The organism is Pseudoduganella sp. LjRoot289, assembly GCF_964252925.1.
Taxonomy (GTDB): domain Bacteria; phylum Pseudomonadota; class Gammaproteobacteria; order Burkholderiales; family Burkholderiaceae_D; genus Rugamonas.
This window is the reverse complement of sequence record NZ_CAXUPN020000001.1, coordinates 950,399-966,631: the sequence shown is the minus strand read 5'-3', so window position 1 is coordinate 966,631 and position 16,233 is coordinate 950,399. Positions and strand designations below refer to the sequence as shown.

At 62.2% G+C, this 16,233-nt stretch carries 19 protein-coding genes; 1 reads left to right on the top strand and 18 read right to left on the bottom strand.

Annotation, left to right across the window (positions count from 1 at the left end):
• Positions 1-5: 5 nt before the first annotated feature.
• The 18 genes from era to ACSQ8Y_RS04250 form a co-directional block, all read right to left on the bottom strand.
• Positions 6-920: a GTPase Era gene (era, locus tag ACSQ8Y_RS04335; protein ID WP_436265228.1), complete on the bottom strand. Its 915-nt coding sequence runs from the start codon at positions 918-920 to the stop codon at positions 6-8.
• A 13-nt stretch (positions 921-933) separates the two neighbouring features.
• On the bottom strand, positions 934-1,770 hold the full coding sequence (rnc, locus tag ACSQ8Y_RS04330; protein WP_436265227.1) for a ribonuclease III: 837 nt from the start codon (positions 1,768-1,770) through the stop codon (positions 934-936).
• A 12-nt stretch (positions 1,771-1,782) separates the two neighbouring features.
• Entirely contained in the window at positions 1,783-2,172 is a 390-nt protein-coding gene (locus tag ACSQ8Y_RS04325) for a DUF4845 domain-containing protein (protein ID WP_436265226.1), read from the bottom strand.
• A 19-nt stretch (positions 2,173-2,191) separates the two neighbouring features.
• Complete coding sequence (gene lepB / locus ACSQ8Y_RS04320) at positions 2,192-3,112, bottom strand: signal peptidase I (protein ID WP_436265225.1); 921 nt, start codon at positions 3,110-3,112, stop codon at positions 2,192-2,194.
• Complete coding sequence (gene lepA, locus ACSQ8Y_RS04315) at positions 3,109-4,902, bottom strand: translation elongation factor 4 (RefSeq protein ID WP_436265224.1); 1,794 nt, start codon at positions 4,900-4,902, stop codon at positions 3,109-3,111. Before lepA ends, lepB begins: the two co-directional genes overlap by 4 nt.
• Before the next feature lie 173 nt (positions 4,903-5,075).
• Positions 5,076-5,315 (bottom strand): glutaredoxin family protein, encoded by a 240-nt coding sequence (locus tag ACSQ8Y_RS04310; protein WP_436265223.1) that lies wholly within the window; start codon positions 5,313-5,315, stop codon positions 5,076-5,078.
• 82 nt (positions 5,316-5,397) lie between these two features.
• Positions 5,398-6,897: a DegQ family serine endoprotease gene (locus ACSQ8Y_RS04305; RefSeq protein WP_436265222.1), complete on the bottom strand. Its 1,500-nt coding sequence runs from the start codon at positions 6,895-6,897 to the stop codon at positions 5,398-5,400.
• Between the two features lie 231 nt (positions 6,898-7,128).
• On the bottom strand, positions 7,129-7,485 hold the full coding sequence (locus ACSQ8Y_RS04300; RefSeq protein ID WP_436265221.1) for a sigma-E factor negative regulatory protein: 357 nt from the start codon (positions 7,483-7,485) through the stop codon (positions 7,129-7,131).
• A 28-nt stretch (positions 7,486-7,513) separates the two neighbouring features.
• Entirely contained in the window at positions 7,514-8,113 is a 600-nt protein-coding gene (gene rpoE, locus ACSQ8Y_RS04295) for an RNA polymerase sigma factor RpoE (protein ID WP_436269749.1), read from the bottom strand.
• A 70-nt stretch (positions 8,114-8,183) separates the two neighbouring features.
• Complete coding sequence (locus ACSQ8Y_RS04290) at positions 8,184-8,594, bottom strand: protein YgfX (RefSeq protein WP_436265220.1); 411 nt, start codon at positions 8,592-8,594, stop codon at positions 8,184-8,186.
• Positions 8,595-8,739: 145 nt separating this feature from the next.
• On the bottom strand, positions 8,740-9,984 hold the full coding sequence (gene fabF / locus ACSQ8Y_RS04285) for a beta-ketoacyl-ACP synthase II (RefSeq protein ID WP_436265219.1): 1,245 nt from the start codon (positions 9,982-9,984) through the stop codon (positions 8,740-8,742).
• A 30-nt stretch (positions 9,985-10,014) separates the two neighbouring features.
• A complete protein-coding gene (acpP, locus tag ACSQ8Y_RS04280) occupies positions 10,015-10,254 on the bottom strand; it encodes an acyl carrier protein (protein WP_055936274.1) in 240 nt (79 codons plus the stop codon).
• Between the two features lie 144 nt (positions 10,255-10,398).
• Entirely contained in the window at positions 10,399-11,169 is a 771-nt protein-coding gene (fabG, locus tag ACSQ8Y_RS04275) for a 3-oxoacyl-ACP reductase FabG (RefSeq protein ID WP_436265218.1), read from the bottom strand.
• Between the two features lie 9 nt (positions 11,170-11,178).
• A complete protein-coding gene (gene fabD, locus ACSQ8Y_RS04270) occupies positions 11,179-12,120 on the bottom strand; it encodes an ACP S-malonyltransferase (protein WP_436265217.1) in 942 nt (313 codons plus the stop codon).
• Positions 12,121-12,379: 259 nt separating this feature from the next.
• On the bottom strand, positions 12,380-13,366 hold the full coding sequence (locus ACSQ8Y_RS04265; protein ID WP_436265216.1) for a beta-ketoacyl-ACP synthase III: 987 nt from the start codon (positions 13,364-13,366) through the stop codon (positions 12,380-12,382).
• Positions 13,367-13,382: 16 nt separating this feature from the next.
• A complete protein-coding gene (gene plsX, locus ACSQ8Y_RS04260) occupies positions 13,383-14,444 on the bottom strand; it encodes a phosphate acyltransferase PlsX (protein ID WP_436265215.1) in 1,062 nt (353 codons plus the stop codon).
• Between the two features lie 151 nt (positions 14,445-14,595).
• Positions 14,596-14,778 carry a 50S ribosomal protein L32 gene (gene rpmF, locus ACSQ8Y_RS04255; protein WP_008449924.1) on the bottom strand — a complete coding sequence of 61 codons (183 nt, stop codon included), beginning with the start codon at positions 14,776-14,778 and terminating at the stop codon, positions 14,596-14,598.
• 194 nt (positions 14,779-14,972) lie between these two features.
• On the bottom strand, positions 14,973-15,467 hold the full coding sequence (locus ACSQ8Y_RS04250; RefSeq protein WP_436265214.1) for a YceD family protein: 495 nt from the start codon (positions 15,465-15,467) through the stop codon (positions 14,973-14,975).
• Between the two features lie 153 nt (positions 15,468-15,620).
• On the opposite strand from ACSQ8Y_RS04250, the gene ACSQ8Y_RS04245 reads away from it, so the two are divergent.
• A complete protein-coding gene (locus tag ACSQ8Y_RS04245; RefSeq protein ID WP_436265213.1) occupies positions 15,621-16,232 on the top strand; it encodes a Maf-like protein in 612 nt (203 codons plus the stop codon).
• The last annotated feature ends 1 nt before the right edge of the window (position 16,233 follow it).

Below are 16,233 nucleotides of genomic sequence, written 5' to 3'. Positions count from 1 at the left end.
TGGCGTTACTCGTAGCCGTAGGCGCGCAGACCCGCTTCGTTGTCGGCCCAGCCGGACTTCACTTTGACCCAGATCTCCAGGTACACGGGGCCGCCGAACAGCTTTTCCATGTCCAGGCGGGCTTGCGAGGACACTTCCTTCAGGCGCGCGCCCTTGTTGCCGATGATCATGGACTTGTGCGTGTCGCGCTCGACCAGGATGGCCGCGAAGATGCGGCGCAGATTGCCTTCCTGCTCGAATTTCTCGATCAGCACCGTGCTGGTGTAAGGCAGCTCGTCGCCGACGAAGCGGAACAGCTTTTCGCGCACGATTTCCGAGGCCAGGAATTTCTCACTGCGGTCGGTGATGTCGTCCGGACCGAACACCGCGTCGTTTTCCGGCAGCAGACGCTTGATCTCGTTCTGCAGGCCGTCCAGCTGGAAACGCAGCTTGGCCGACACCGGCACCACGGCGGCGAAGTCGAACTTGGCGGCGACCTGCTGCGCGAACGGCAGCAGCACGGCCTTGTCCTTGGCGCGGTCGGCTTTGTTGATGACCAGGATGACCGGCACGCTCTTCGGCAGCAGGTCCAGCACTTGCTGGTCGGCCGGGCCGAAGTTGTTCGCCTCGATCACGTACAGGATCACGTCCGACGAGTCGAGCGTGTTGGTCACCGTCTTGTTCAGCGTCTTGTTCAGCGCGTTCGAGTGGCGGGTCTGAAAACCCGGCGTGTCGATGTAGATGAACTGGGCGTCGTCCAGGGTCTGGATGCCGGTGATGCGGTGGCGCGTGGTTTGCGCCTTGCGCGAGGTGATGCTCACTTTCGCGCCGATGAGCATGTTCATCAAGGTCGACTTGCCCACGTTGGGGCGGCCGACAATGGCGATATAGCCACAGCGGAAGCCGGCAGTGGGTGGGACCGGGGTGCTAGGGGTGTTCATGGTATTACCTTGTTCAGTGTTTGGCGAGCTTGCCATCGCCAGCGGCTTTGCCCTTGTTGGGGCCGTTCTGCTCGTGATTCTGCTCCTGCCCTGCGTCGCCCTGGATGGTGGCGATGCCGGCCAGTTTCAGTTGCGCGCCGCGCTGGCGCGGCTTGCGGCTGGCGGCCGGCGTCTTCTGCAACGCTTGCTCGGCCACTTCCAGCGCCAGCTTGGCCGCCGCCTGCTCGCCGGCGCGGCGGCTGCCGCCCCGGCCGTAGACCTGGATGCCCAGCTTGGGCACCAGGCATTCAATTTCGAATTCCTGGCTGTGCGCGGCGCCATGGGTGGCTACCACATTGTACAGCGGCAGCGAGATCTTCTTGCTTTGCAAGAATTCCTGCAGCAGGGTCTTGGCGTCCTTGCCCAGGGTCTGCGGGTCGACCGAGTCCAGGATGGGAATGTAGAAGGCGCGTATCACCTTGGCCGCGTTGTCGAAACCGGTGTCCAGGAAGATCGCGCCCAGCAGCGCCTCGAGCGTGTCGGCCAGGATGGACGGGCGGCGGAAACCGCCCGATTTCAGCTCGCCCTCGCCCAGGCGCAGGAAGTTCGACAGCTCCAGCTTCTGGGCGATCTCGTACAGCGACTGCTGCTTGACCAGGTTGGCGCGCAGGCGCGACAGGTCGCCCTCGTCGATCGCCTTGTAGCGCTCGTACAAAATGGAGGCGACCACGCAGTTCAGGATGGAGTCGCCCAGGAATTCCAGGCGTTCGTTATGCAAACTGCTGTGGCTACGGTGCGTCAAGGCTTGCTGCAGCAGGCCAGCATCCTGGAACGTGTAACCTAACCGGGTTTGCAATAACTGTAAATTCATAGACTCTCTTGCTTATTTACTGTCGGACTCGGGTTTGCCGGCGGCGCCGGTTTTCGACGTCGAGCCGGCATACTCCAGCAGCAGGCTGGCCGGTCCGACCAGGGGTATTTTCTTGTCGTACGCAAAACTCACTTCCAGGGCGCCATCTTCGCGGGTAATCACCAGGTCGCGCGCGGTGATGGAGCTGATATAGCCCACTTCGGCGCTTTTGCTGAACGAGCTCTGGATTTCCTGCGGCGTGCCGCCTGCGGCCTTGGCCTTGACGATGGCGGCGCTGATGGCGCGGTACTCGGAATACGTGGGGATGATCTGCATGGCCAGCAGGCCGATGGCGGCCAGCACGGCGATCGCGAACATCAGGCCGATCAGCGAAATTCCGCGTTGTTTCTGCAATCCGTGCATCTTGCCCCCTTCAGTTTGTTTATTGGATACTGCCGATGCGTTTCAGCGGGCTGCTCAAATTCATCCACACGAAGAAGGCCTTGCCGACGATGTTCTTGTCCGGCACGAAACCCCAGTAGCGGCTGTCCAGGCTGTTGTCGCGGTTGTCGCCCATCATGAAGTAGTTGCCAGCAGGCACCACGCAAGTGAAGCCTTCCGCGCGGTAATTGCACAGCTCGCTGTTCGGGAAGTCCATCACCTGGGGCACGTTGACCGACGGCGCGCCTTCGGTGGCGATGATGCGGTGCTCGGTGCCGTTCAGGTTCTCCTTGAACTGCTTGGAGTACAGCAGGCTGTCCTCGTTCAGGTAGTCTTCCAGCGGGGCGTAGGCGATTTCCTTGCCGTTCACCGTCAAGCGCTTGTTTTCGTAGGTGATTTTATCACCCGGCACACCGACCACCCGTTTGATGTAGTCCTGGCTCATGTCGCGCGGATACTTGAACACCATGACGTCGCCGCGCTTGGGATCATTCAGCTCGATGACCTTCTTGTTGATGATGGGCAGGCGCACGCCGTAGGTGAACTTGTTCACCAGGATCAGGTCGCCCACCAGCAGGGTCGGCACCATCGACGAGGACGGGATCTTGAACGGCTCGTACAGGAAGGAGCGCAGGAAGAACACCAGGGCGATGACAGGGAAGAAACTGCCCGAGTACTCGATCCAGGTCGGCTGGCGCAGCTGCGCCGCTTCGATTTCGGCGCGGTTGGACGCGTTGTCCAGCTTGATGCCGTCGGCGGTCAGCTTGGCCGTGCGGGCGTCGTACTCGGCCAGCGCGCGGTCGGCGGCGGCGCGGCGCTGCTTGGCCAGGTAGAACACGTCCAGGAACCAGATGACGCCTGTCACCACCATCAGGATGAACAGGATCAGGGCGAAATTGCTCAGCACGGCTTGCAGGTTCATTTATCGTCCACTTGTAAGATTGCCAGGAATGCTTCTTGCGGAATTTCCACCGAGCCCACCTGTTTCATGCGTTTTTTACCGGCTTTCTGCTTCTCCAGCAGCTTCTTCTTGCGGCTGATGTCGCCGCCATAGCACTTGGCCAGCACGTTCTTGCGCAACGCCTTCACGTTCTCGCGCGAAATCACGTTGACGCCGATGGCAGCCTGGATGGCCACGTCGAACATCTGGCGCGGGATCAGCTCGCGCATCTTGGCCGCCACCTGGCGGCCGCGGTAGGCGCTGTTCGACCTGTGCACGATGATGGCCAGCGCGTCGACTTTCTCGCCGTTGATCAGCATGTCGACCTTGACCACGTCGGCCGGGCGGTACTCCTTGAACTCGTAGTCCATCGACGCATAGCCGCGCGAGGTCGACTTCAGCTTGTCGAAGAAGTCCAGCACGATCTCGCCCATCGGCATTTCGTACACCAGCTTGACCTGGCGGCCGTGGTAGCTCATGTCCATCTGCACGCCGCGCTTGCCGATGCACAGCGTGATCACCGAGCCGACGTACTCTTGCGGCATGTACAGGTTGACCGTGACGATGGGCTCGCGGATTTCATTGATCTTGGTCGTTTCCGGCATGCGCGACGGGTTGTCCACCTTGACGATGCTGTTGTCGCGCATGACGACCTCGTACACCACGGTGGGCGCCGTGGTGATCAGGTCCTGGTCGAATTCGCGCTCCAGGCGCTCCTGCACGATTTCCATGTGCAGCAGGCCCAGGAAGCCGCAGCGGAAGCCGAAGCCCAGCGCCTGCGACACTTCCGGCTCGTACATCAGGGCGGCGTCGTTCAGTTTCAGTTTTTCCAGCGCGTCGCGCAGCGCGTCGTACTGGTTGGCCTCGACCGGGAACAGGCCGGCGAACACCTGCGGCTGCACTTCCTTGAAGCCGGGCAGCGGCGCCGGCGCCGGACGGTTGGCCAGGGTGATGGTGTCGCCCACCTTGGCGGCCTTCAGTTCCTTGATGCCGGCGATGATGAAGCCCACCTGGCCGGCCGACAGCTGCGGCAGCGACAGCGAACGCGGCGCGAACACGCCCACGTCTTCCACCAGCTGGAGCGACTCGGTCGCCATCAGCTTGATCTTGTCCTTGGGCTTGAGCGTGCCGTTGACCACGCGCACCAGCATGACCACACCCACATAGGCGTCGTACCAGGAGTCGACGATCAGCGCCTGCAGCGGCGCGTCCGGGTCGCCCTTCGGCGGCGGCACCCTGGCGATGATGGATTCGAGCACGTCCTCCACGCCCAGGCCGGTCTTGGCCGAGCAGTGCACGGCGTCGCCGGCCTCGATGCCGATCACGTCTTCGATTTCGGCGATGGCGGTTGGCGGGTCGGCGTTCGGCAAGTCGATCTTGTTGAGCACAGGCACCACTTCCACGCCCAGGTCGAGCGCGGTGTAGCAGTTGGCCACGGTCTGGGCCTCCACGCCCTGCGACGCGTCGACCACCAGCAGCGCGCCTTCGCAGGCCGACAGCGAGCGGCTCACTTCATAGGAGAAGTCGACGTGGCCCGGGGTGTCGATCAGGTTCAGGTTGTAGGTGATGCCGTCGCGCGCCTTGTACTGCAGGGCTGCGGTTTGCGCCTTGATGGTGATGCCGCGCTCGCGCTCCAGATCCATCGAATCGAGCACTTGCGACTCCATTTCGCGTTCGGACAGGCCGCCGCATAACTGGATGATGCGGTCGGCCAGGGTCGATTTACCGTGGTCGATGTGGGCGATGATGGAAAAATTGCGTATGTTGTTCATTAAACAAATCTAAAAACGTATAGGGACGGCGCCGCCATGCTTAATGGCGACAAAAAAAGCGCTCCAGACGGGGCGTGGATGCCCTGGCGAGCGCTTTTGTTACTATCACTGCAAGGAAACAAGAGCTTTCCAACCCCCGCATTTTACCGGATTTCAGAGGGGAAAGCCCGGTTTTATGCCAAAGCCGTTTTCACGGCGTTTTCGTCGAGGTGGTAATGGCACAGTTCCGGCTGGTCCAGGGCGGCGTACAAGACCGGCACCAGCTCGTCGAAACGGGCCACCAGGGCCTCGTCGGCGTCGACGTCGATCACCTCGACAGTAAACGGGCGTTCGGGGCTCTGGAGCGCGTCCAGCGCGTCCAGCATGTCCTGGCACAGGTGGCAGTAGGAGCGGGAATAGAGTGTGAAATGCATAGGCGGTGTCGTTCCCGTGCCAGACGGGAACCCATGCTGAAGGAACTCGGCATGGGCCCCACCTTCGCGAGGACGACCTGGATTATTTCGAAGTTGGTCGGAGGGAAATGAACTGCGCCACTTCGCCGCGCCGCACCAGCACCACGTGCGCCTTCTTGGGATCGAGCTTGGCCACCACCGCATTGAACTGCTTGGCATCCTTGATCTCGACATTGTTGAGCTGCAGCAGCACATCGCCTTCGCGCAGGCCGGCATTGGCAGCCACGCCCTCGGCCGCTTCCACCACCACGCCGCCGTCCACGCCCAGTTCCTTCTTCTGGGCCGCGGTCAGGTCCGCCACCTTGAAGCCGAGCGCGTTGGCAGGCTCGTCGGCCTTTTTCTTCTTCTCCGCCGGGCTGGCCTTGGACGCGACCTTGTCGGCCTCCAGCTCAACCACGGTGACGGGAATGTCCACCTGTGCGCCCTTGCGCCATACGGTCACCACCGCCTTGCTGCCCAGCGGCGTATTACCCACCAGGCGAGGCAGGTCGGACGAGCGGTTGATCGGCGCGCCGTTGAACTTGAGGATGATGTCGCCCGCCTTCATGCCGCCCTTGTCGGCCGGGCCGCCCGGTTCCACCATGGTGACTTCGGCGCCTTGCGCGTCCTTCAGGCCCAGCGATTCGGCCACTTCCTTGGTCAGCTGGCCGATCTGCACCCCGATGCGGCCGCGCGTGACCTTGCCCGATTTCTTCAGCTGCTCCGCCACCCGCATCGCCTCGTCGATCGGCACGGCGAAGGAAATGCCGTTGTAGCCGCCGGACAAGGTGGCGATCTGGGAATTGATGCCGATCACTTCACCGCGCATATTGATCAGCGGACCGCCCGAATTGCCGGGATTGACCGCGACGTCGCTCTGGATCAGCGCCAGGTAGTCGCCGGTGTCGCGCGATTTGGCCGAGATGATGCCGGCCGTGACGGTGTTCTCCAGGTTGAACGGGGAGCCGATGGCCACCACCCATTCGCCCACGCGGATCTTGCCGGAGTCGCCTATGGTCAGGTAGGGCAGCTTGCTGCCTTCGATCTTCAGTACCGCCACGTCGGTGCGGGCGTCCGCGCCCAGTACCTTGGCCTTGAACTCGCGCTTGTCGGTCAGCGTGACATAGACTTCGTCGGCGCCATCGACCACGTGGGCGTTGGTCAGCACATAGCCGTCGGCCGAGGTGATGAAGCCGGATCCGACGCCGCGCTGCACTTCCTGGTCTTCCTGCTGCGGCGCGCCGCGGCGTCCGCGCGGCGTCTGGCCGGGCTGGCGCGGCGTCGGCACGACACCGCCGAAGAAGCGGCGCAGGAATTCCTGCATCTCCTCCTCGCCCGGCTGGCCGTTGCGGTTCTGGCTCAGCTTGAGGCGCTCGGTGGTGCGGATATTGACCACGGCCGGCCCGACTTTTTCCACCATGTCGGCGAAATCGGGCAAGCCGGCCACCGTGGCGGCGGCCTGGGCCGCGTGGGCCAGGCCCGCCATCGCGGGGGCAAACAGGACACCCGCGCTCAGCATCAGGGCGGACAGTGTTTTACTACCAGCAGAGAAGTTGTTTTTCATGGGATTTTTTGGGTTCAGCGAATATTCGATAAATAGTAAGCGAAAACGGCCGTTGCCGCTCGCACAAGATATTGCGCATGACAAGATTTTCAAGGGGGACTGCCGGAACCAGCGCCACATTGTCATTCCCGCCCGCGCGGGAATCGGGAATCCATAGGCAGCCGGCTACGGAGGCGCAGCATGGATACCCGCATGCGCGGTGGTCCGCCGATGCGGAATGACAGGCGGGCGCTAGCGGCCGGGGGTGACGGCGGCGGACAGCACGGGCACGGCCGATGCCGAGGCTGCGGCCGGCTGCGCCACCGGCGGCTGCGGCGCGACCGGCGGTGCCGCCGCCGGCGCCGCATGCCCGGCCGCCGGCGCCACCTCCACATCCAGCCTCGCCGACAGGCGGCTGTTAAACCCCTCCCCCAACTCGGCCCCGCTGGCGTCGCTGCGCAGCACGTCGCCGATCAGATGGTAGGCCCGCCACGCCAGCCGCCCCTCCGGCTCGCTCAGCGCAGCCATCGCCAGGCCGACCTCGTGCTCGGACAGTTCACCGTCCATCAAGGCGGAAATGTGTTCGTCCAGTCGTTTCTGCGTATCCATCGGCGTTCCCGTTTCAGGCAGGTTTCAGTTACCAGCGTTTGTCCAACGGCATGTCCAGCAAGGGCCGCAGCCTTTGCGCGATCAGGTCGCGCGCGCGGAAGATCCGGCTGCGCACCGTGCCGACCGGACAGGACATGATGTCGGCAATTTCTTCGTAACTCAGCCCCTCGATCTCGCGCAGCACGATGGCGGTGCGCAAATCCAGCGGCAGCGCGTCCATCGCCGCGTTCACGGTGCGCGCAATCTGCTGGCTGGCCAGCACCGACTCGGGCGTATTGATGTCTCGCAACTGCTCACCGCTGTCGAACACTTCGGCCTGCTCGGCGTCATTCTCCGTGGACGTCGGCGTGCGCCTGCTCTGGCTGGCCAGGAAGTTCTTGGCGGTGTTGATGCCGATGCGGTACAACCAGGTATAAAAGGCCGAATCGCCGCGGAAGTGCCGTATCGCCCGGTAAGCCTTGATGAACGTTTCCTGGACCACATCCTCTGCCTCCGCCGGGTCGTGCACAATGCGCGAAACCAGCCTCATCAGCCTACGCTGATACTTGGCCACCAGCAAGTCGAACGCCTGCCGCTCGCCCCCCTGGACTCGCTCGACCAGCAACTGATCGGATTCGCGCTCTGTCATCGCACCTGTTCCCCGGTGTTCCTCGGCACGCGCGCCCATACTGCTTTGGAGCAAGCGTGCCGCAAGAAGTTCAAAGTTTTTTTGCCGTGCAGGCCCGGCATGCCAGCGCAAGCGGTCTGAATACGCCGGGCGCGACGCTGTCGGGCAGCACGGCCAGCACCGCGACCGTCCCGCGCTCGCGCCGCAGGCGCAGCAACAGCAGCCACGGCCAGCAGGTCGAACCGGCTAGTATTTCGACCGATTCCGTCTCCGCTTCCAGATATACCGCCAGCCGAATTTGCCCAATACCGGAAATATCAAGCCGATGCGTTTTGGCGCCCCGCAGCAGCGAAAACAAGGCCCAAAAACTTGCCAAGATACAAGGAAATTCCAAAATGAAAGGGAGTTGGGTGGACACGGCCAGCGCGGACACGGCAAAGCCCGCCTGCAGCAGGCGCAAGCACAAGGAAGGACGTACGACAGCAGTCACCGCAATCGACATGATGCGCAGTCAAAAAGCCGACAAGGGTGCCGATACGTGCGGGGAGTGACAGCAGAAGCGCCGGCCGGACCGGGCAACAGGTGCCGGCGAGCGCCGGCACCAACTCAGCGCTCACTCCGGTTCGACCGGAGTGAGGCTGAAAAGTTCAAACTTTTCCGAACACGAGGCTGCCGTTGGTGCCGCCGAATCCGAACGAGTTTTTCACCGCATACTGGATCTTCATGTCGCGCGCCACGTTGGCGCAGAAGTCCAGGTCGCACGCGGGATCCTGGTTGAAGATGTTGATGGTAGGCGGCACCACCTGGTGGTGGATGGCCAATACCGTAAACACCGATTCCAGGCCGCCGGCGCCGCCCAGCAAGTGGCCGGTCATCGACTTGGTCGAGGACACCACCATCTGCTTGGCGTGATCGCCGAAGGTGCGCTTGATGCCGACCACTTCGGCCAAGTCGCCCAGCGGGGTCGACGTGCCGTGGGCATTGACGTACTGCACCTGATCCGGGTTGAGGCCGGAGTTCTTCAGGGCGGCAATCACTGCCTTGCTGCCGCCGCTGCCATCTTCCAGCGGCGACGTCATGTGGTAGGCATCGGCGGTCATGCCGAAACCATGCACTTCGGCATAGATCTTGGCGCCGCGCGCTTTCGCGTGCTCGTACTCTTCCAGCACCATGACACCGGCGCCCTCGCCCTGCACGAAGCCGTCGCGGTCGCGGTCCCACGGCCGCGAAGCGGTCGCAGGGTCGTCATTGCGGGTCGACAGCGCGCGGGCCGAGGCGAAACCGCCCATGCCCAGCGGCGAAATCGTCGATTCCGCGCCGCCGGCCACCATCACGTCGGCGTCGCCGTACTCGATCAGGCGGGCCGCCGCGCCGATGCTGTGCAGGCCGGTGGTGCAGGCCGTCACGATCGCCAGGTTGGGGCCGCGCATGCCATACTTGATCGACAGGTTGCCCGAGATCATGTTGATGATCGAAGCAGGCACGAAGAAAGGCGAGATACGGCGCGGACCGCGCTTGTCGTAGTCTTGCTTCTGCTCTTCGATCATCGGCAGGCCGCCGATGCCGGAACCGATGATCACGCCGATGCGGTCGGCGTTCTCTTCGGTGACGACGATGCCGGAATCCTGCACCGCCTGCATACCGGCCGCCATGCCAAAGTGGATGAACGTATCCATGTGGCGCGCTTCTTTACCGGGGATGTAATCCTCGATATTGAAGCCCTTGACCTCACCGGCGAAGTGGGTCGTGAAGGGCTGGGCATCAAACTTGGTGATGCTCGCAATCCCGGACTTGCCTTCGGTAATTGCGCTCCACGCTTCGGCAACCGTATTGCCGACGGGCGATACGCAGCCTAGGCCGGTGATCACTACACGACGGTTTTTAGAACTCAAGCGATTCTCCTGGAGTCGATCGGGGCAGGCTTAGGCCTTGACGTGCGCAGTAGCGTAGTCGATCGCTTGCTGCACGGTGGTGATCTTTTCAGCTTGTTCGTCAGGGATTTCCATTTCGAACTCGTCTTCCAGAGCCATCACCAGTTCAACGGTGTCCAAGGAGTCAGCACCCAGGTCGTCCACGAAAGACGATTCGGTTTTGATGTCTGCTTCTGCGACGCCCAGTTGCTCAGCGACGATTTTCTTTACGCGTTGTTCGATATCCGACATGTTATGGCTCCAATGTGTTTGTTACGGAAAGCGCGCATTTTATCAGGTTTGCGCGCTGAAAAACTAATTTCGGCAGCTACTGCTATTTGCACCGAAATCACTGCTAAAAGACAGTGAAAACGTGGATAAAACCCCGTTTCTCCATCAATTCATATACATCCCGCCGTTCACGTGCAGGGTGGTGCCGGTGATGTAGGCGGCCTGCGGCGAAGCGAGGAAAGCGGTGGCCGCCGCGACGTCTTCCGGCTTGCCGAGGCGGCCCAGCGGAATCTGCGACAGCAAGGCGGTGTGCTGCTCATCGCCCAGCGCCTTGGTCATATCGGTGTCGATAAAACCGGGGGCGACGCAGTTGACGGTGATGTTGCGGCTGCCGATCTCGCGCGCCAGCGCGCGGCTCATGCCTTCCACGCCGGCCTTGGCCGCCGCATAGTTCATTTGACCCGGGTTGCCGGACGATGCCACCACCGAGGTGATGTTAATGATACGCCCAGTTTTGGCTTTCATCATCCCGCGCAGCACGGCGCGCGACAAACGGCCGACGGCGCTCAGGTTGGTCGCGATGACGCTGTCCCATTCCTCGTCCTTCATGCGCATGGCCAGGTTGTCCTGGGTGATGCCGGCGTTGTTGACCAGAATGGCGACCGCGCCCCAGGTCTTGGTGATCTGGTCGATCACCTCGGCGCAGCGCGCCGCGTCGGTGACGTTCAGCACCAGGCCCTTACCGGTAACAGCTTCGGCCTCAGCACCGAGTTCGGCAGCAACGTTGGCCAGATAGGCTGAAATGGCTTCGGCGCCCGCTTCCGTGGTGGCGGTGCCGATCACGCGGGCGCCCTGCTTGGCCAGTTCGATGGCGATGGCTTTGCCGATGCCGCGCGATGCGCCCGTCACCAGGGCGACTTGATTTGCCAGATTCATGTGTTTCCTTTATTTGAAGGTAGCGAGGACGCGTTCCAGCGACGCCTGGTCGGTGATGGCATCGCCGACCAGATTGGCGTCGATACGCTTGGCCAGGCCCATCAGCACCTTGCCGGGGCCGCACTCGACCACTTGCGTGATGCCTTCGGCGGCGACCTTCTGCATGGTCTCGACCCAGCGCACCGGGCTCGCGGCCTGGCGCACCAGCGCGTCCTTGATGCTGGCCGGGTCGTTCAGCACGGCCACGTCCACGTTGTTGATCAGCGCGATGTGGGGCGCCGAGAAGTTCAGGCCGGCCATGTACTCGCGCAGGCGGTCCGACGCCGGCTTCAGCAGCGAGGAATGGAAGGGCGCGGAGACCGGCAGCTTCATGGCGCGCTTGGCGCCCTTGGCTTTGGCGATGTCGCAGGCGCGCTCGACCGCGCCGGTGTGGCCGGCGATGACGACTTGCGCCGGGGCGTTGAAGTTGACCGGCTCGACCACTTGCGTGCTGTCGGCGGCGGCCGCTTCGGCACAGGCTGCGCGTACGTCCTCGTCCGACAGGCCGAGCACGACAGCCATGCTGCCCTGCCCTACCGGCACGGCTTCCTGCATGGCCTGGGCGCGGAAGCGCACCAGCGGCACGGCATCCTTGAAGGCGATCACGCCGGCGGCGACCAGTGCGGAATATTCACCGAGGCTGTGGCCGGCAACCACCGACGGCACCGGGCCGCCGGCGGCGATCCAGGCGCGGTACACGGCCACGGCGGCCGTCAGCATGACCGGCTGGGTGTTGGTGGTCAGGTCCAGCTCTTCCTTCGGTCCTTCGGCCATCAGCTTGCCCAGGTCGAACTGCAGCGCGTCCGACGCTTCGGCGATGGTCTGCGCGACCACCGGGTTGCCGGCGAAGCCATCCATCATGGCGATGGCTTGCGAGCCCTGGCCCGGGAATACAAATGCAAATTTGCTCATATCTGTCTCGTTCTTAGTGAATGCTTGAGGCTGAAATCTAACCGAAATGACAGCTCACACCCGATCGCTTAGAGTTCTAATTCTAAAACGGCCTGTATTTTACATCCTTGCAAGGCATGGCGCCAAAGCTCAGCCCTTACATCCTCGCCAAGTCCTGGCGAGCAGCAAGGCTCATTCCTACATCCTCGCCAAGTCCTGGCGAGCAGTAAAGCTCATTCCTACATCCTCGCCAAGTCCTTGCGAGCAGTAAAGCTCATTCCTACATCCTCGCCAGGACGGCACCCCACGTGAATCCGCCGCCCACGCCTTCCATCATCACGTTGTCGCCCTTCTTCACGCGGCCGTCGCGCACCGCCTGGTCCAGCGCCAGCGGAATCGAGGCAGCCGAGGTATTGCCGTGCTGGTCGACGGTGACCACCATCTTCTCCAGAGGCAGGCCCAGTTTCTTGGCCGTGCCGTTCATGATGCGGATGTTGGCCTGGTGGGGAATCAGCCAGTCGATCTGGCTGGCGCTCATGCCGGCATGGTCGAGCGCTTCGTGCGCCACTTTTTCCAGTACCGTCACGGCCAGCTTGAACACCGCCGGGCCGTCCATATACAGGTAGGAGCTGCCCGCAACCGCGCCGCCTGCCAGGCTGCCCGGCACGCTCAGGATGTCGGCGTGGCGGCCGTCGGCGTGCAGCTTGGTCGCCAGGATGCCGGGCTCGTCCGAACCGGTCATGACGATGGCGCCGGCGCCGTCGCCGAACAGCACGCAGGTGGTGCGGTCTTCGAAATTGAGGATGCGGGAGAACACTTCGGCGCCGATCACCAGCACGTTCTTGTGCACGCCGGCCTTGATGAAGGCGTCGGCGGTCGAGACGGCGTAGACGAAGCCGCTGCACACGGCCTGCACGTCGACGGCGGCGCCGTGGTTGGTCTGGCCCAGCTTGCGCTGCACGATGCAGGCGGTGCTGGGGAAGCTGCCGAAGAAGTCCGGCGTCGAACTGGCCACGATGATCAGGTCGATGTCGTCCGGCTGCAGGCCGGCCATCTCCAGCGCCTTGCGGGCTGCGTGCACCGCCAGGTCGGACGAAGCCTGCTCGGGCTCGGCGTAGTGGCGCGCGGAAATGCCGCTACGGCTGACGATCCAGTCGTCCGATGTCTCTATCCCCTTGGCCGCCAGTTGCGCGGTCAAGTCTTCATTGGTCACTCGTTTTTCAGGCAGGTAGCTGCCGGTGCCGATAATTTTGCTGTACAAAGTCATGCGATACCATCCACTTTCAGGAAATTGAGCTAGGCTCTTGCGTCGTCTCCGTGCTACGCGGCATCAACTCGGCAATCATGGTCGACAGATGTGCCTGCACGTCATTTTTTGCAGCATCATACGCGCGCCGGATCGCCCATTCAAATGAATAAGCGTCCGCGCTGCCGTGGCTCTTGAACACCAGGCCGCGCAAACCCAGCAGGCTGGCGCCATTGTAGCGGGAAGGATTGAGGCGGCTCTTGATGGCCTTCAAGGCGCTGCGCGCAATCAGCGCGCCCAGCATGGTGAAAATATTGCGCTTGAATTCGGAGGTCAGCACATCCTTGAAGAAGCGCGCCACGCCCTCGATCGATTTCAGCGTGACGTTGCCGACGAAGCCGTCGCACACCACCAGGTCGGTGGTGCCCTTGAAGATGTCGTTGCCTTCGACGTTGCCGTAGAAGTTCAGCGCGCCGCGGTCGTGGTCCGCCTGCAGCAGCTTGCTGGTCAGCTTGACCACTTCATTGCCTTTGATATCCTCGGTGCCGACGTTCAGCAGACCGATGGTGGGACGGGCGATGCCCTCCATGGCGTTGACCAGCACGGAACCCATGATGGCGAACTGGTGCAAATGGTGCGGTTCGCAGTCGACATTGGCGCCCAGGTCGAGCATATAGGTGGGGCCGCCCTTCTGGTTGGGCATGATGGAGCAGATGGCGGGACGGTCGACGCCGGCCATCGTCTTGAGCACATAGCGCGACACGGCCATCAGGGCGCCCGTATTGCCGGCCGAGACGGCGGCCTGCGCCTTGCCGTCCTTGACCTGCTCGACCGCAACGCGCATCGACGAATCCTTCTTGCGGCGCAGCGCCACTTCGAGCGGATCGTCCATGGTGACCTGCTCGGAGGCGTGCTGGACGGTCAGGCGCGGATTTGCGTCGGCGTGGTGCTTCTTGAGCTCCGCGCGGATGGCGTCTTCCAGGCCGACCAGGATCAATTCGGCGTCCGCCTCACGTTTGAGAAATGCGATGGCGGCAGGAATGGTGACAGACAGGCCGTGGTCTCCGCCCATGCAGTCGATAGAAATTTTGATTGTCATTGTGGGACACACGCACGCCTGAAAAAACGCGTTCAGGGCCGCTGAGAAGCAAGATGGAGAGGCTAATGAACAGCCGAGGAAAAAGAAAAAAGCGGCGCCACGTCAGTTAAAAACCACGTCGCACCGCTCTTATTCTTGGTAAAAACGTCGATTACTCGTCGTTTTTGGTCTTCAGCACTTTACGGCCACGGTAGAAACCGTTAGGGCTGATGTGGTGACGCAGGTGCGTTTCACCGGTGGTTGGCTCGATACCCAGCTGCGGAGCAACCAGGAAATCGTGCGAACGGTGCATACCGCGCTTGGATGGGGACTTCTTATTCTGCTGAACTGCCATGATGACTCCTAATACATAAGTTCTAAAATTCTAACACATTCGACCGGCAAATACATGCGAATCGAGTATCCCAGCGGCAAAATTTTGCCGACATCGACCTACTGATGTTACTTACTACACAATGCCAATACTCGCAATACTCGACTGCCTGCACGCGCTATGACACGTTCTTTACGTTGCTGCTTATTCGGTACTTATTTTTTCAGGTCCTTCAGACCTGCAAACGGCGACTTCTTCTCGGACTGCAGAGAGTCGAGCAGCGCCGTATCCGGGCACACATCGTGTTTCGGCGTATGCGGCAGGGCCAGCAGCGCTTCGTCTTCCACGAGGTACATCAGATCCATGTCGCGGGTGCCGACGATCACATCGATCGTTTCGTCGTCCAGCATCTCTTCGATTTCATCCGCCTGCTCGTCGTCCTTGCCCAGCACCAGCAGCGTCGCGGACGCCAGCTCGTGGGCATAGGGCTGCATGCAGCGCTGGCATACCAGTTGCACGGTACCGTTGACAGACATCTGCATCTGCGGGTGGCCATGCTTGCCGGTACTGCCTTCCACCTTCCAGGTCAGCGAGCCGGACTGATCCGCGCATTCCTTGGCCAACCGGGTCATTTCAGCGACTGGCGTCACGCCAGCGCGGCTTGCCTTGGTCCGACAGAACTCAAAAGCGTCGATCACAAAAGCATTCATTGACAGTCTTCCCCGGAAAACCTGCGATAATAGCAGGGTTTTCGCCGGCGCGTCAAAGTCCTCGCACATATTTCGTGCTGGAAGTACGGCGCACAGAGCATATAACAATTTCCCGAACAGGGCCAGTTTTAGTTGCGACGCAACGCCTCACCAATGCAGACCCCAGCACATTCTCCACCGCCCCGCCTGATCCTTGCATCCAGTTCCGCCTACCGCAAGGAATTGTTATCCCGCTTGCAACTGCCGTTCGACGTGGCCGTGCCCGACATCGACGAAAGCCCGCTGCCCGGCGAAACGCCGAGCGCCACAGCCCTGCGGCTGGCCCGCGAAAAGGCCGCCGCCGTGGCCGCCCGGCACCCCGGCTGCCTGGTGATCGGCTCCGACCAGGTCGCCACGCTGGACGATGAACAGATCGGCAAACCCGGCAACCATGCCGCCGCCCTCGCGCAATTGCAGAAAATGCGCGGCCGCGAAGTGGTGTTCCACACGGCGCTGTGCCTGTGGGATGGCCGCAACAGCAGCGCCTATATAGAAGACATCCAGACCGTCGTAAAGTTCCGCGATTTGCCGGACGCCGAACTGGACGCCTATCTGCGCATCGAGCAGCCCTACGACTGCGCCGGCAGCGCCAAGAACGAAGCGCTGGGCATTGCCATCCTCGAACGCATCGACAGCAGCGATCCGACCGCCCTCACCGGCCTGCCCTTGATCGCCCTGACCGGCATGCTGCGCCAGGCTGGCGTCTCCTTTTTCAACACCAAATAAA

Coding starts and splice junctions, on each gene's coding strand:
- era (WP_436265228.1), bottom strand. CDS start 920: ATGAACACCCCTAGCACCCCGGTCCCACCCACTGCCGGCTTCCGCTGT.
- rnc (WP_436265227.1), bottom strand. CDS start 1,770: ATGAATTTACAGTTATTGCAAACCCGGTTAGGTTACACGTTCCAGGAT.
- ACSQ8Y_RS04325 (WP_436265226.1), bottom strand. CDS start 2,172: ATGCACGGATTGCAGAAACAACGCGGAATTTCGCTGATCGGCCTGATG.
- lepB (WP_436265225.1), bottom strand. CDS start 3,112: ATGAACCTGCAAGCCGTGCTGAGCAATTTCGCCCTGATCCTGTTCATC.
- lepA (WP_436265224.1), bottom strand. CDS start 4,902: ATGAACAACATACGCAATTTTTCCATCATCGCCCACATCGACCACGGT.
- ACSQ8Y_RS04310 (WP_436265223.1), bottom strand. CDS start 5,315: ATGCATTTCACACTCTATTCCCGCTCCTACTGCCACCTGTGCCAGGAC.
- ACSQ8Y_RS04305 (WP_436265222.1), bottom strand. CDS start 6,897: ATGAAAAACAACTTCTCTGCTGGTAGTAAAACACTGTCCGCCCTGATG.
- ACSQ8Y_RS04300 (WP_436265221.1), bottom strand. CDS start 7,485: ATGGATACGCAGAAACGACTGGACGAACACATTTCCGCCTTGATGGAC.
- rpoE (WP_436269749.1), bottom strand. CDS start 8,113: ATGACAGAGCGCGAATCCGATCAGTTGCTGGTCGAGCGAGTCCAGGGG.
- ACSQ8Y_RS04290 (WP_436265220.1), bottom strand. CDS start 8,594: ATGTCGATTGCGGTGACTGCTGTCGTACGTCCTTCCTTGTGCTTGCGC.
- acpP (WP_055936274.1), bottom strand. CDS start 10,254: ATGTCGGATATCGAACAACGCGTAAAGAAAATCGTCGCTGAGCAACTG.
- fabG (WP_436265218.1), bottom strand. CDS start 11,169: ATGAATCTGGCAAATCAAGTCGCCCTGGTGACGGGCGCATCGCGCGGC.
- fabD (WP_436265217.1), bottom strand. CDS start 12,120: ATGAGCAAATTTGCATTTGTATTCCCGGGCCAGGGCTCGCAAGCCATC.
- ACSQ8Y_RS04265 (WP_436265216.1), bottom strand. CDS start 13,366: ATGACTTTGTACAGCAAAATTATCGGCACCGGCAGCTACCTGCCTGAA.
- plsX (WP_436265215.1), bottom strand. CDS start 14,444: ATGACAATCAAAATTTCTATCGACTGCATGGGCGGAGACCACGGCCTG.
- rpmF (WP_008449924.1), bottom strand. CDS start 14,778: ATGGCAGTTCAGCAGAATAAGAAGTCCCCATCCAAGCGCGGTATGCAC.
- ACSQ8Y_RS04250 (WP_436265214.1), bottom strand. CDS start 15,467: ATGAATGCTTTTGTGATCGACGCTTTTGAGTTCTGTCGGACCAAGGCA.
- ACSQ8Y_RS04245 (WP_436265213.1), top strand. CDS start 15,621: ATGCAGACCCCAGCACATTCTCCACCGCCCCGCCTGATCCTTGCATCC.